At 63.4% G+C, this 14,527-nt stretch carries 13 protein-coding genes; 2 read left to right on the top strand and 11 right to left on the bottom strand.

Annotated features, from left to right (window positions below; genetic code table 11):
* Window positions 1-156 precede the first annotated feature (156 nt).
* Window positions 157-1,191: a GGDEF domain-containing protein gene (locus tag GGR36_RS05920; RefSeq protein ID WP_183632889.1), complete on the bottom strand. Its 1,035-nt coding sequence runs from the start codon at window positions 1,189-1,191 to the stop codon at window positions 157-159.
* A 212-nt stretch (window positions 1,192-1,403) separates the two neighbouring features.
* Window positions 1,404-2,495 carry a tRNA (uridine(54)-C5)-methyltransferase TrmA gene (gene trmA, locus GGR36_RS05915; RefSeq protein WP_183632888.1) on the bottom strand — a complete coding sequence of 364 codons (1,092 nt, stop codon included), beginning with the start codon at window positions 2,493-2,495 and terminating at the stop codon, window positions 1,404-1,406.
* A gap of 327 nt (window positions 2,496-2,822) precedes the next feature.
* Here trmA and bla point away from each other — a divergent pair, with 327 nt between their 5' ends.
* Both bla and GGR36_RS05905 read left to right on the top strand, forming a co-directional pair.
* Complete coding sequence (gene bla / locus GGR36_RS05910) at window positions 2,823-3,716, top strand: class A beta-lactamase (protein ID WP_183632886.1); 894 nt, start codon at window positions 2,823-2,825, stop codon at window positions 3,714-3,716.
* 487 nt (window positions 3,717-4,203) lie between these two features.
* Window positions 4,204-5,103, top strand: coding sequence for a transporter (locus GGR36_RS05905; protein WP_183632884.1), 900 nt, complete (start codon window positions 4,204-4,206; stop codon window positions 5,101-5,103).
* Between the two features lie 91 nt (window positions 5,104-5,194).
* On the opposite strand, the gene GGR36_RS05900 is transcribed toward GGR36_RS05905, so the two are convergent.
* The 9 genes from GGR36_RS05900 to GGR36_RS05860 form a co-directional block, all read right to left on the bottom strand.
* Entirely contained in the window at window positions 5,195-7,450 is a 2,256-nt protein-coding gene (locus GGR36_RS05900; RefSeq protein ID WP_183632882.1) for a patatin-like phospholipase family protein, read from the bottom strand.
* 193 nt (window positions 7,451-7,643) lie between these two features.
* Window positions 7,644-8,219, bottom strand: a complete 576-nt coding sequence (locus tag GGR36_RS05895) for a hypothetical protein (RefSeq protein ID WP_183632881.1) — start codon at window positions 8,217-8,219, stop codon at window positions 7,644-7,646.
* Window positions 8,220-8,388: 169 nt separating this feature from the next.
* Window positions 8,389-8,994: an HD-GYP domain-containing protein gene (locus tag GGR36_RS05890; RefSeq protein ID WP_207064298.1), complete on the bottom strand. Its 606-nt coding sequence runs from the start codon at window positions 8,992-8,994 to the stop codon at window positions 8,389-8,391.
* A 387-nt stretch (window positions 8,995-9,381) separates the two neighbouring features.
* Window positions 9,382-10,197: a 3-methyl-2-oxobutanoate hydroxymethyltransferase gene (gene panB, locus GGR36_RS05885; protein ID WP_183632879.1), complete on the bottom strand. Its 816-nt coding sequence runs from the start codon at window positions 10,195-10,197 to the stop codon at window positions 9,382-9,384.
* A 119-nt stretch (window positions 10,198-10,316) separates the two neighbouring features.
* On the bottom strand, window positions 10,317-10,952 hold the full coding sequence (locus tag GGR36_RS05880; protein WP_183632877.1) for a deoxynucleoside kinase: 636 nt from the start codon (window positions 10,950-10,952) through the stop codon (window positions 10,317-10,319).
* Between the two features lie 75 nt (window positions 10,953-11,027).
* A complete protein-coding gene (gene folK / locus GGR36_RS05875) occupies window positions 11,028-11,516 on the bottom strand; it encodes a 2-amino-4-hydroxy-6-hydroxymethyldihydropteridine diphosphokinase (RefSeq protein ID WP_183632875.1) in 489 nt (162 codons plus the stop codon).
* Window positions 11,513-12,874, bottom strand: a complete 1,362-nt coding sequence (gene pcnB / locus GGR36_RS05870; RefSeq protein ID WP_183632873.1) for a polynucleotide adenylyltransferase PcnB — start codon at window positions 12,872-12,874, stop codon at window positions 11,513-11,515. Before pcnB ends, folK begins: the two co-directional genes overlap by 4 nt.
* A 57-nt stretch (window positions 12,875-12,931) precedes the next feature.
* Window positions 12,932-13,597: a histidinol-phosphatase gene (locus GGR36_RS05865; RefSeq protein WP_183632871.1), complete on the bottom strand. Its 666-nt coding sequence runs from the start codon at window positions 13,595-13,597 to the stop codon at window positions 12,932-12,934.
* Entirely contained in the window at window positions 13,597-14,283 is a 687-nt protein-coding gene (locus tag GGR36_RS05860; RefSeq protein WP_183634913.1) for an HdaA/DnaA family protein, read from the bottom strand. Before GGR36_RS05860 ends, GGR36_RS05865 begins: the two co-directional genes overlap by 1 nt.
* Window positions 14,284-14,527 lie beyond the last annotated feature (244 nt).

Below are 14,527 nucleotides of genomic sequence, written 5' to 3'. Positions count from 1 at the left end.
TGCATCACGACGCGCCGTGTCTTGCCCAGCAAGGCCGCGAGACGGCTCTTTGTGCCGCGTAACCAGTGGTGGCCAGTGCGTGTTGTCGCCATGCAGCGGCGTTCCGGTGCGCTTCATCCAGCGCTGATGGGTCAAACAGCGGCCTGGCTGCGACGTTCATTGCTGCACATTGGTGGCCCGTCGCGGTGCAGATGAGCGTTTCTGGGTGTACATCAGACGATCGGCCTGTGCCAGCATCTGAGTGAGCGATTCATCGCTGCTCGATGGGCATTCCAGTACACCGATACTCATCGAAATCGGGTAGGGCCGCGCATGCGTTTCCGCGAACGCCTTGAGGCGTTGATCAACACGCTGCTGCACCGCGTCGGGGGATTCGGCATCGACGCTGAAGACCGCAAATTCGTCGCCGCCCAGTCGGGCGACCACGTCGCTCTTGCGAAACGCGTCGCGCAGGACGCCGGCACAGTCCTGAATCAGTTCGTCGCCCCGTTCATGGCCGTACGCGTCATTGACTCGCTTCAGATCGTTGATGTCGGCGAACAGCAGTAGTCCTTGAAGGTACTGTTCGCGCGCGATGCTCAGACTCTGTGAAGCGTAGAACTCGAAGCCGCGGCGGTTGAGCAGGCCGGTCATGATGTCCGTGACGGACAGGCGATGGAGCTCGCGCTCAGTCTGATTGTGGCGGGTGATTTCTTCGGCGTGCGCATGATGTGTGCGCTCGGATGACTCGCTGTCGGCCTTGATGCGCTGTTCCAGCCCTTCTCGAAGTTTGGCGTTGACCAATGCGGCGGTGGCCAACTGGCCGATGTGCCGGATCAACGGGATGTCGCCGTCTCGCATGGCACGCGCGTCGCGCCAGATGAGGCAGAGTGCGCCGCTCTGTCCGATACCGGGAAACGGCACGGCGGAGAGTGCGGAATCAGGCGCCCATTCGGATGATCCAGCACATGCCAGGGCATCACGATCAAGCGCGGTGACTGAGAGTGGGCGGCCGTGCTTCGTAGCGCGCCGCGCGAAGTGCAGCAGCAGTGGGTCGCTGCCTTCGGCCGTCAATCGGCCGTACGCATCGAAACCTTGTAAGACCATGCTGTCTGCGACCGGTACCGCAAGCAAGCTGCGGCTGGCTTGCAGCAGTTCGTGGATGGCTTCACCCACCAAGTCCAGTGCGGCGATCTGGCCGGAGGCCTGCATCAGATCTCGCGCCAGTCTCAAGAGGCGCTCCAGCTTGTGAAGTCGGGCAGTGTCGATTGCGCCCATGGCCTTTTCCCGAAACGGGGTTCAAGACCATTCTGCGCGCAGGGCGCCGCTGTCGCCAGCGAAAGTTCTTGCCGGTTCGGCCTCCCGGTGGCACGGCGCCGCAGTGGCGTTTTGCGTTGCGTCGGCGGCCTGGAGTCCGCAGTGGGTCAGGCGCGCCGCGTCAGCAGCAGACCGCACTCCAGGTGGTGCGTGAAGGGAAACTGGTCAAACACCGCAGCCGACGCGATCTGATGGGACGCATGCAGTTGCTCGACGTTGTCGCGCAGCGTCTGTGGATTGCATGAAATGTAGAGGATCCGCTCGAAATTGCGCGCCATCTGCAGGGTGGTAGCGTCCAGGCCGCAGCGGGGCGGATCGACGAACAGCGTGCTGAAGCGGTAGCTGTCCAGATCGATTTCACGCAGGCGCTGGAAGGGGCGCACGCGGGCAAGCGCATCGCTCATCTCGTCACTCGACAGGCGGGCGATCACGACGTTTTCGACCGCGTTGGCTGCCAGGTTGTATTGCGCAGCGCGCACCGAGGACTTGCTGACCTCGGTGGCCAGCACACGCCGAAAATGCGGGGCGAGGGCGATCGTGAAGTTACCGTTGCCGCAGTACAGTTCAAGCAGGTCTCCACCGAGCTGACCTGCCTGCGCACAGGCCCAGCCGAGCATCTGGCGGTTGATGCCGCCGTTCGGCTGGCTGAAACTGCCTTCGATCTGCTGGTAGCGCAGCACGCGGCCGTCGACCTCGATTGCTTCGAGCACCCAGTCGCGCTCAAGCACGATCTTCTGCTTGTGGCTGCGGCCGATTACCTGCGCATTCATGGCACCGGCCAGCGCGCGCGCGGTGGCTTCCCAGGCCTCGTCCAGCTTGCGGTGGTAGAGCAGGGTGATCAGCAGCTCGCCGCTCAGCGTCGAGAGGAAGTTCACCTGGAACAGCTTGTGCCGCAGCGCACTGCTGGCGAGCAGGTGTGCGCGCAGGCGCGGCATCGCTTCGCAGATCAGGACCGACGCGACCGGGAAGTCATCCATCAACACCGGGCGTTTCGGGTCGGCCGGATCGAACATCGCATAGTCGATCCGGTCAGCCTCGTGCCACATGCGGAATTCGGCGCGCATGCGGTAATGCTGCGGTGCAGACTCAAATACGGCCGGTTCGGGCGCCGCGAAGGGCGCGAAGTCGCGACGGAACTGTTCGACCTTGGGGGCAAGCTGTGCGGCGTAAGCGTCCGCAGTAAAACGGGGTGAGGACATTGCGGTAGCGTTTGGTGAAGCTGGAGCGAAGGGCGCAACGATACACGTTGCCGGCCGCCATGCGCGCTTCGGCGTGCGCCGTGGCTTCAGATCCTCCGCGTCGCGCGCTTTGCGTGCATGACGAGGCCGCGACCTGGCCGAAGCGGCGACGTGCTGGCGGCGCATCACGGCGTCGGGGCCCGCCACCGCAAGCCCGTGCGAGCGTGAGGCTTTGATGACTCGCGCGAGGGGCGGCGCCAAGCGTTCACCTTCCGAAACAATTCGTCGCCCGATTCGCCGTCGTGCGCGACTAACATGCTCGATCCAGTTTTCGACCGGTCGGGGCAGATGGATAGACGGACATTCATGCAGGTGGCGGGCATTGCCCTGGCGGCTTTTTCCACCACGGCCAGCGCCAGGAAGAAGAAACACCAGCGCCATAGCCGCTTCGAGGCGATCGAAGACAAGATGGGTGGTCGGCTGGGTGTTTGTTGTATCGATACCGCGAGCGGTCGCATCACCGGCTACCGCGAAGGCGAGCGTTTTCCGATGTGCAGCACCTTCAAATGGCTGGCGGCGGCGGCGCTTCTGCACCGTGTTGATGCCGGCGAGGACAGTCTGGAGAGACGCATCGTCATATCGGCGGACGATCTGATGGAGTGGGCGCCGGCCACGAAACAGCATGTGGGTGGAGAAGGCATGAGCCTGGCGGCGCTTTGTGAGGCGGCGATTACCGAAAGCGACAACACGGCGGCCAACCTGATCCTCCGCGAGATTGGCGGTATTCCGATGTGGAACGCCTATGTGCGCGGAATAGGCGACACCTTGACGCGGCTCGACCGAGGTGAACCCGCATTGAACGAGTCGCGCCCCGGCGATGTGCGCGATACCACCACCCCGGCGGCCATGGCGGTCAACCTGCGGCGCCTGCTGCTTGAGGACAAGCTCAGCGCGGGCTCGCGCGCACAACTCACGCAGTGGATGCTTGCGACCAAGTACAGTGGCCAGCGTTTGCGTGCCGGACTGCCCGAAGGCTGGCGCCTCGCCGACAAGACCGGAACCGGCGATGCTGCGACCGGCACGATCAGTGACGTTGGCGTGTACTGGAACCCTGCTGGCAAGCCCATCGTGGTTACGGCTTACCTGACCGAGGCGACCGTCGATCGGTCGGCCCAGGAGGCGGTGATCGCCGACATCGGGCGCTGGGCGCGCACGCCGGCCAAGGGCGACGCCCGCGCCTGAGGGCGTGCCGGATTGGCGGGCGACAGGCCGCCGGCGGCGGTCCCAATCGTTTGAATCGTGAGGCAGGCAGCGACGCTGCAGACAGGATGTCGCCCCTGCGCCGCGGCCTGACCCGCCGAGTGCAGTGAGCGTGATCACGCTGCCATCCAATCTCCCGCCCCTCTGGCGACTGTCCGGTCGAGCATGACGCCTGGTCTTGGCCAATGCCGACAAGGCTTGCCCGCGTTCGCGCCCGATCCGTCGAGACCGGCAGCCCGGTCCCGAAATCGAACTCGCACCAGGTTTTCAACCCCCGAGAACTTCGCCGCCGCTCACGCGTGTCAATGCGTATTCCCTTGTTTGGGGGACAATGGCGGCGATGTCGGTGTGGCCAGAAGCGCACGTACCCTTGCGGCGGCGCGTGGCCGTGCTTGCCTTGCTGCAACAGTGCAGCCGATCGAATCGGAGAGCAATACGCATGATTTCCGTGGCGGTACGGACGTGGCAAATGGGGTGCCTGTTCTGGCTGCTCGGCTTGGCCGGATGCCCGAGCGCGTCGGCGCAGTCGATCGAGCCTCGCAACTATTCGAATGCGCCGATCGACGTCAATTTCCTGATTCTGGGCGGGGCTCATTCAAAGGGCGGAGCGGCCTTTGATCCGGCCTTGCCAGTGAAGAATCCGCAGTTGGCCGTGTGGAGTTCCTTCGTGGCCTACGCACGGGTCTTCGATCTGGCTGGCCAGAGCGGAAGGGTGGATGTGGTCGCTCCGTATGCATGGCTGTCCGGCACGGCTGATTACCAGGGCCGGCCGGTTGAGCGACAGCAGCAGGGCCTTACCGATTCGATATTTCGGGTGTCCTATAACCTGATTGGCGCCCCCGCAGTGTCTGCGGCGGAATTCCGAAACTACAAGCCTGACCTCATCGTGGGTGCGAGTCTTGAGGTGACGGCGCCAAGCGGCGTCTATGACAATCGCCGTATCGTGAACATCGGTAGCAATCGCTGGACGATCAAACCGGAAGTCGGGATGTCGAAGACGCTAGGCCCCTGTTCGCTGGAATTGGCTGGCGCCGTTACCTTCTATACCGCCAACAACGATTTCTACGGTGGTGCCACGCGCACCCAGGACCCGCTGTATTCGGTGCAAGTCCATGGTGTGTATAACTTTTCTCTCGCCTCGTGGCTGTCGCTCAGCGCGACCTACTTCCAGGGGGGACGGACAACCATTGGCGGCAAACCGGGGGACGACCTGCAGGAGAACTGGCGGCTTGGCGCAACCTTGGCGGTGCCCTTGAGCCGATATCAATCGATCAAGCTCGCTGTCAGCAACGGCGTCTATGCCCGGACCGGCAACAACATGAGCCTTGTCTCGCTGGGATTGCAGACGCGCTGGGGCGCGGGGATGTGAGCGCCTGTGATCCCGAAGGTTTGGTGGGCCGTGGGCCGATCAGGATCGACCCTGAATGAGCCCGCCGGCTTTCACGACAGGCGGTTTCGACTCACTTCGTGTACCCGAGGTAAAGGTAGCCGGCCCACTGACTCCCCATGTAGTCTGCCCAGCCCCCCGCAAAGTAGAGCGGGCCCAGCAGCGTGTCGACGCCGAGGAATACAGAAGCCGCTGGAATCGTCCGGGTGTCTGCATGGCTGATGAGCTGATTCCAGACCTTCCCGGCCTCCAGCGATGCTCCGATGTAGGTACCTGATCCGAGTTGTGGCAGCAGGGTCGTCATCTGCTTGTACACCATCAAACGGGCGAGGGCGGTTTGCGCGCCACTCAGCTGGTCGGCCCTCAGTCCGGAGAGATCGAGAAACCCGCCGAGCTGATAGGGCGTTGTGATGCCGGCCAGTTCTTGCTTCGGCGAGCCGTGTAGTCGCGCCGAGCCTCGCCAGGTATAGGTTCCATAAGTTCCGGCGAGGTCACCGTCGACTGTCAGCAATTGCGAAGAGCTCTGCGTCGAAGTGTCCGAATCGAGATGCGCGTAAGCGTAGTCGGCGCGCAAGTAGTAGCCGCGGCGGGGCCACTTCGGATTGTCGAGCTGATCGATCACGCCATAGAGACGGCCGCCGCGCATGGTGGAACGGATTTCGTCCTGAGCAAGGCTGCCCAGGAACCCGGTCAGCGACGTGAAGCGGACCTTGTCGGCAAAAATGCCTGCGCGGACTTCGCCATAGCGCCCGAGGGAATAGCCTGCGCCGGCCTCGAAGCCGCCGTGTCTGACATCGATCTCCATCAGCTTCGAACCGTTTCCGTCGAAAAGCGGGAAGACGGTATTTGCCGCGAGCGCCCTTCCATAGGCGAAGACGGGTGACCCCCACATTGGCTGGTAGATCTCGCTGTCGATCTGCCCCCCTTTGCCAATCTTCAGATTGTTGCGCCACTGCGCGCCCCACTGGTTCAACCAGGTCATCTGGTAGTTGGCGAGCAGCGCGACATCGGCGGTCCGATAAGTGTCGAACGAAAGCTCAAGGCCAAAGCGAAGGTAATTCGGCCCCACATGCCGCTCGATCGGGGTCACCGTCGCAACGGTTTGGCCACCTTCCTGTTGCAGACGGTAGTTGATCCCGTCGAAGTCACCCGAGTCATAAAGTCGGTCGAAGCGGTCGAGCAATTCGCCCTGATTGTTCGGGACCGGCGGCGAAGTAAGCACTTCTTCGACCCGCTGCGGGGGCACGAAGCGGGTCTTGGCAACATCCACGCGCTCATACTGGATCAGTGATTTTGGCGCCTTGCCCGAAATGCGGCTGGCCCACGCCTCGTACTCCGTCTCGGGGGCCGACAGCACTGCAAGTTGTGCTTCGACCCGGGCAACGCTCTTGCGGCCGCGTTCGATGATGTCTTTGGCGTCGGTGAAGCTGGCTGGCGTGTAGCCTTCGAGATCGGGTTCGATCAGCACGTCGCCGGGCCCGATCAACTTGCGGGATTCCAGCACGTTGCGCCCGGTCGCGATGTTCATCGCCTGCCCCGCAACATCGAGAAAGCTCTTGATTTCGTTGCCCTTGAGCATCGGCGTGCCGACATCGACGACGATCACCACGTCGGCGCCACAGCCTTGCGGCGCCTTGTATTTGACGTTCTCGACCGGAAGGTTGCGCACGAACATGCCATCAACGTACATGCGCCCGTTGTCATGCACGACGTCGAAGGCGCCCGGCACCGCCATGCTTGCCCGCAGCGCGATCGCAAGGTCACCACCGTTGAAGACCCGCATGTCGCCGGATTCCAGATCGGTAGCGATTGCGACAAAGGGAATCGGAAGCTTGGCGAACGAATCGATGAACAGATCCTGCGTGAGCTCACGCAGAAACGCGTCGATGAACTGGGAATTGACGACGCTGCGCGGCAATTTGACGCCCTCGGAATCCAGCCCCAGCGTCATCGCGGCGAGGTTCCGGTAGTCGTCCTTCTTGCGCAAGTAAGGCAGGTTGCGCCGATCAGGCTGTCCGCCGATGAGCTTTTCCCAGTCAGCGGACTCGACGCGTTTCTTGATCTCGGGAAGTGGCATTCCGCTTGCATACACGCCGCCGACCAGCGAGCCTGCGCTCGTGCCGGCGATGCAGTCGATCGGCACCCGCAGGCGTTCGAGTTCCTCGAGTACGCCGATATGCGCAAGGCCGCGTGCTCCGCCGCCACCCAATACCAGACCGATTCGTGGGCGCTTGCTCTCGGCTGGCCCGGCGGCGGTTGCCGACAGAGAACACGACAGGAATACGCCGATCAGTGCGCTCGACACTGCCTTCAGGAATGTAGATCCCATGATGCCCCTTGCGCCGACGCTTGCGGTTCAACCGATTCAGGCTAGCCCACATTGAACGCAAGTTCTTTGATCTTGAGCGCCTTGGCGTTCGGAATGCCCCCGATTATTTGGTGTGTCCCCGCCCAATCACCTGCAAAGGCGGGCGTCGCCTCGTAGCGGGCGCAAATCCGGGCGGGTAGGTCGGTGCGAGGCTTCAGCCGTCGGGATTCACCAGATGCACGACATTGAAGATTTCCATCGCGCCGTCGTCAAAACCGCCCATGCGCACCGTGCGCAGGTCGACCCGCACGACGCTGATCGCGGCGGGGCTGTTGCCGCGGGACCAGTCGACAAACACAACGCTGTTGGAGAAGAAGTCGAATGAGGGCACCGGCACTTTCCAGCGGCCCCAGGTGACCTCGTTGCGCAACGCGCGGCCCCGCCATTGCTCGTCCGCGTTCGAACCGGACTGTTGCGCAATATGCGCGAGATAGACCCCTTGGTCGCATTTGCCGATCGCAATGTGGCAGCCACTGAACGGGCCGCTTGCGGCCCAGGTTTCACCGCCCGACGCAATCCCGTAGGCGGCGCGGGTCTCAAGGTAGTGCACCCACATGCCGGGTTCGTCACCGCCGCCCGAACCATCAAGCGTGATCGCGTTACCGGCGCCCCCGAGGGCCACCGTCGATTTGCATTCTGCGAGGCCCGCGCTGCGGTTGTTGTGACGAAGGTTGCTGATCGTCAGGGTGCCGTGGTTGGCGGCGAGAAGGTTCGCTATTGTCGGTCGCATGATGAAGGCTCCGAAGTTGATTGCATGACGGGCGCGGCCAGTCAGCCGCGAGTAACCGCAAATGCGGCACCTGCATTCAGAACGCTGCGCCCATCATGTTGCGACCTTAAGTGGGCAGCGTCCACAGGTGCGTTCGGGTGCCATGAAAGCGCACAACCTTGGGGGGGCTTCAGGCGAGCGGCGCGGCAAGCCAGGGGTTGTTGTCGAAAACGCCGGTCAGTGCGTCGAACAGCGAGGCATCCCACTTGGTGCCCACTTCGCTCGAAAGGATGCTCATGATGCGCGTGTGGGCCTGCAACGGTCGATAGGGGCGGGGTGATGCCATGGCATCGTAGGCATCAGCCAGCGACACGATCCGCGCGAGCAGCGGGATTTCGTCGCCAGCCAGCCCGTCCGGATAGCCGCTGCCGTCAAAGTGCTCATGGTGGTTGCGCACGATGTCGGCGATCGATGCGAGGTGCGGGTTTTCCGACGCGATCAGGATGCGTTGGCCGATCGCCGAGTGGCTTTGCATGATCGACCATTCCTCGTGCGTGAGCGGGCCGTCCTTGAACAGGACGGCGTCGGGGATGGCGATCTTGCCGATATCGTGGAGTTGTCCCGCCGCGCGCGCCCGGCGGGCATCCGTTTCGCTGGTGCCGCAGTGCAGCGCAAGGTATTCCGCAAGCGTCGCGACGCGATTGAGGTGCCGGCTGGTGACGGTGTCGCGCTCATCGATGGCAACGACCAGTGACTTGCCGGCAGCGATGAAGGCGTCGAATTGGTCTTGGGTCATGCTGCGCTCCTCGGGGTATTCAGGGCGTCCTGCGTTCTGGGCCTTTGCATGCGCAGGACTGCTGCGACGATCTTAGCTTGCCACGCTACGCGAGCGACAGTCGGCTCGCTTCTGAACCTGGTTGGCACTCGCAGTCGTTTCCCGCCAGACCCGCCTTTGTGCTGAGAGTCCTGAAGCGTCGGGCAAATACCGTTGCTGGCCGCCATGGCGCATGCCAGTCGCGCATCTGTCTCCACCAACGCCCGCCATGCGTTGGCGTACCGACAGGACATGGTCTTGACCCCCAGTCATGCCTGACGGGGCCCAACGTTGTTGGGCATGCCGAAATCCCATGAAGGGGTTTTAACCAGACCGACCAAGTCTGGGGAATGGTCACCCCGCGGGCTATCAGTAGACGTGTTCGGCCGCCGGGAAACTCCCGTCCTTGACCGCTACGACGTAGTTCGTCACCGCCTGTTCGATTGACGATGCGCCGTCCATGAAATTGCGGACAAAGCGGGCTTTCTTGCCAGGAAAGACGCCGAGCAGATCGTGCAAGACGAGCACCTGGCCGTCGGTGTCCTTGCCGGCACCGATGCCAATAGTCGCCATCGACTTCAAAGCTGCCGAGACTTCCGATGCCAGCGTCGCAGGCACCATCTCGAGTACGACGAGTGCAGCGCCGGCGGCTTCGAGTGCGAGCGCGTCGTCCTTGAGGCGCCGTGCGCTCTCCTCGGTGCGACCCTGGACGCGGTAACCGCCGAGCTGATTCACCGCCTGCGGCGTCAGGCCGATGTGGGCGCACACCGGGATTCCGCGTTCGACCAGGAAACGCACGGTCTCGGCCATGTAGGCACCGCCTTCGAGCTTGACCATATGTGCGCCGGCGGCCATGAGCAGCGCGGCATTGCGGAAGGCTTGCGCCGGGCTCTCCTGGTACGAGCCGAAAGGCATGTCGGCGATGATCATCGGACGCTTGCAGCCACGCGCCACACACTGGGTGTGATAGACCATCTGTTCGATGGTCACAGGCAGTGTGCTGCCATGCCCTTGAAGTACGTTGCCGAGCGAGTCACCGACGAGGATCACGTCGACGCCGCTGCGCTCGAGCAAGGCCGCGAAGCTCGCATCGTACGCGGTAAGCATCGCGATCTTGCGTTGCTCGGTGCGCATCTTTGCAAGCTCGGTGAGGGTGACGGGGCGTTCGTTCTGGAGGTAGGTCATCGTGCGACTTCCTTGCTGCACGCGATTGGGGTTGCGGGGCGGTTGGCCCTGCACCTCGGGCGGGCCCGGTCAGTGATGCCGCCTTCGCGTTGCGGTTTCAGTGAATATGTGGCGTTGGCTTACTGTGCGTAGCCGAAGAACTCCCGGTAGCTGCGCATGGCCGTCAGGCGATCGACCAGAAGCTCGAAATCGTCGTCGTGATCGATCGGGTTCAGCACTTCGGCATTCACGATGAACAGTGGCGCCGCATCGTACTGGTGGAAGAAGCTCGCGTAGCGTTCCGAGACGCTTGCGAGGTAGCTCTCGGTGATGTTGCGTTCGGCGCCCACGCCGCGCTTGCGCACGCGATCCATCAGGATTTCAGGTTGTGCCTGCAGGTAGATCACAAGATCTGGCCGCGGAATCTGTGGCTGCAAGGTGCTGTACAGACGTTGGTAGAGCCGTTCTTCGTCCGGGCCCAGCGTGAGGCCTGCAAACAGGGGGTCTTTCTCGATCAGGAAATCGGAAACGACCCGACGCTCAAGTGGATGGCTGGAAAATCGCGTCAACAGGTCGTGGCGCTGGTAAAGGAAAGCGACTTGCGTCGCGAGTGCCCAGCGGTCCATGTTGTCGTAGAAGCGCTCGAGAAAGGGATTGAGCTCGGGTTGTTCGAGCATCAGATCTGCGTCGAGTCGCTGGGCGAGTCGTTGTGCAAAGCTGGTCTTGCCAGCGCCTATCGGACCTTCCACCACGATGTGGCGCGCCTTGTCGAGCATGCTTTCGTGCTTCCAGAGGAGTTGAGTTGCAGCGGCAAAGGATACACAAGCCGCAGGGGTGGTGCGCGTGCGTGGCTATTCGACCCGCTCGATGCGCTGGTCGCGTACCGCCGGCAACAAGGAGGCGACGCGGCCGACGCCGGGAATTGCCAGGTCGGGGTCGATCTCGGCCAGCGGCGCCAGCACGAATGCGCGCAAGTGCATGCGTGGGTGCGGCAGCGTCAGCTCGTCAGCGTCAAGTGTGATGCCGCCGAACATCAGCAGGTCGAGGTCGAGCGTGCGAGGTGCGTTGCGGAATTCCCGCACGCGACCGTGGCTCGCTTCGATCTTCTGCAAGGCGTGCAGCAGATCGAGCGGTTCCAGTGCAGTGTCGACAGCTGCGACGGCGTTCCAGTAGTCAGGCTGATCCGGCGCGTCGATCGGTGCGGTACGGTAAAGCGAGGATCGCGCAATCAGGCGGGTCTGCGGCAGTCGGGCGATCGATTCGAAGGCGCGATCCAGCGTGGCCTGCGGGTTGCCCAGATTGGCGCCGAGCGCGATCCAGGCGCGAACAAGCGGCGTCATTCCGCGCTTGAATCGCCACCCGCGGAAGGCGCGCCGCCCGGTTTGCGGCGACGACGGCGACGCTTCTTCGCCGCGCCATCGCGATCGGGGACCAGCATCGTCTCGCGCGAATCCGGGTTGGCGTCGGCGAAGTCGTTCCACCAGTCCGCCAGCTCCATCGGAATCTCGCCGCTCAGGGCGCGCAGGCGCAGGAAGTCATAGCTGGCGCGGTAGCGCGGCTGTTCGAGCAAACGGTGGGGAGCCTTGCCGGCGCGCCGGTCGAAGCGGGGCTGCAAGGCCCAGATTTCCTTGATGTCCGCGGAAATCTTGCGGGTGATGGCAAGCTTTTCGGCTTGCTGGTCGAGCACTTCGGACATCGCGTCGAACAGTGCCGGTTGCGAAGTCTCGCCACGTGCTTTGCGCGCTTCCCAGTTCGCCAGCACCTGGTGCCAGAGCAGGGTCGCGAACAGGAAGCCCGGCGAAATCGGCTTGCCTGCGCGCACGCGCTCGTCGGTGTTCTCGAGCGCGAGCCACACAAAGCGCTCACCCATCGGCTGCTCAAGGATCACGTCAAGCAATGGCAGCAAACCCTTGTGCAGGCCTTCGGCCAGCAGTTGCTTGAGGCAGGCGACGGCGTGGCCGCTGGTCAGCAGCTTGAGCATTTCATCGAACAAGCGCGCGGCCGGCACGTTTTCGAGCAGGTCGGCGAGTTCGAGAATCGGTTTGCGGGCGGCTGGGTCGATGATCAGGCCGAGCTTGGCGGCCATGCGCACCGCACGGAGCATGCGGACCGGGTCTTCGCGGTAGCGCGTGACCGGGTCCCCGATCATGCGAAGCGTCTTCTGTTTGAGATCGCCGACGCCGTGGTGATAGTCGATCACCGTCTCGGTACTCGGGTCGTAGTACAGCGCGTTGATCGTGAAGTCCCGCCGCGTGGCGTCCTCAGCCTGCGAGCCCCAGACGTTGTCGGCGAGGATGCGACCATGTTCGTCGGTGTGTGTGTCTTCGCTCTGCAGGGCGCGGAAGGTCGAGACTTCAATCGTTTCCGGGCCGCTCATCACATGCACGATGCGGAAGCGCCGACCGATGATGCGCGAGCGGCGGAACAACTCGCGTACCTGTTCTGGCGTTGCATCGGTCGCGACGTCGTAGTCCTTCGGCGTGATGCCCGCAATCAGGTCGCGTACCGCGCCGCCCACCACAAAAGCCTTGAATCCGGCTTCCTGCAGCGTGCCGCAGACACGGCGGGACGCCGGTGAAATGTGGTCGCGCGAAATGCCGTGCTGGGCGAGCGGAATGATGGCCGGTTCGATGGCACTGACAGCCGTCGCGGAAACCGGGTCGCGGCGGAAAACACGGCGCAGGAGCTTGCGGATCATTGGGGTGGCTGCGGTTCTTTCTTTGAAAAATCACACAAGTGTAACAGGTGACCGCCGCTATCCGCGCAGGCTCAGGATTGGCCAGCCGCGCCGCCGCGCTTCGGCATTCAGGGTTGGGTCAGGGTCGACCGCCACCGGGTTGCTGACGCATTCGAGCAGCGGCAGGTCGTTCAGTGAGTCGCTATAGAACCAGGTCTGGTCGAAGCTGCCCCAGTGCAGGCCCAGAGACTCCAGCCAATGTTCCACCCGTTCGATCTTGCCGGCCTGGAAGGCGGGCGTTCCGCGCGGCGCGCCCGTGAATTCCCCGGCTTCCTGCGCCGGCGTGGTGGCGACCATGTGCGGCACACCGAGTTTGCGAACGATGGGCCCGGTGACAAAGGCGTTCGTTGCCGTCACAACCGCACACAGGTCGCCTGCGCCGAGGTGGCGATCGACGAGTGCCTGCGCTGCTGGCAGCCACATTCCCTCGACCCGCTCGCGCATGAACTGCTCGTGCAGGGTCTCGAGTTCGGCGCGCGGGCGCTGCGCGAGTGGCGCGAGCGCGAAGCGGAGGTATTCAAAGATGTTCATGGTGCCGGACTTGTACTGCTCGTAGAACGCGGCATTGCGTGATTCGTATTCGTTACGGTCGACAAGGCCGTGGTCCACGATGAAGCGGCCCCACTCATAGTCGCTATCGCCTTTGAGCAGGGTGTTGTCCAGATCGAACAGGGCGAGATTCATCAAGCCTCCGGGGCAAGCAGTTCCCCTTGCACGAGTTCGCGCAGCAAGGGCAGGGTAGGTGGGCGATGACGGGCCAGCGATTCGTCGTCCAGCGCATCGATGGCGGCGAGCAGCGACGGCAGATCGCGTCGCCCGTGACGCAACAGCCAGCCGATCAGGTCCGGCTCGAGCATCAGGCCACGGCTCAGACCGTACAGCGCCAGCATTTCCTGTTTATGGTCGTCGCCGAGCGACTTGAGTTCGAAAACCAGGCATTGCCCGATCCGCGTCCGCACATCCTCCCGCAGCGACAGCGCTGCTGGCGGAACGCTGCCGGCTATCAGAAGCCCGCATTGCGCGGCGCCTGCTCGGATGAAAGCCCGAAACAGCGCGGCCTGGCCCGTTTCGTCGAGCTGGTCGACATCGTCGACGCAGAGCAGTCCGTGCGACGGAAGATCGTAATCACCTTGCGCAGGCAGCGAATCCGCTGTGGCGGACGCGCGTCCCTCCGCCCGACACTCTGCCGCCGCGGCGGCAAGCAAGTGGCTGCGTCCGGCGCCAGCTTCGCCCCACAGGTACACCGCTGCAGGTTGCCCGAAGCGCGCCTGCAGGCGAATGGTGTCGAAGGCCTCGCGGTTGTCGCCGACGATGAAATTATCGAAGCGCTGCGTGCGCTCGGGCCGCAATTTGAGGGTAAGTTGTCTCACGACGTGGCGTCGGACCGGGCGGGGTGCAAAATTGAAAGTGTGGCCGTCGCGTGGCGCCGGCGAACCCGTAACTGTAGACGCCCGCCTGCTGCGACTCAACCGTGATTTCCGGTCCTGATGCGCGGCCACAGCAGAGGGCGCCTCGGTCCCGAGGTTCTGCGGCGGTTCGGCTAGAGCCGCCGCATGGCGTGCTAATACGCGTCGATTGCCTTGGTAGTGCAGGTTTCAGCCGGAACGGGAAAGC

It is taken from the genome of Niveibacterium umoris (genome assembly GCF_014197015.1).
Lineage (GTDB): Bacteria > Pseudomonadota > Gammaproteobacteria > Burkholderiales > Rhodocyclaceae > Niveibacterium > Niveibacterium umoris.
This window is presented reverse-complemented; position numbering and strand designations above follow the sequence as displayed.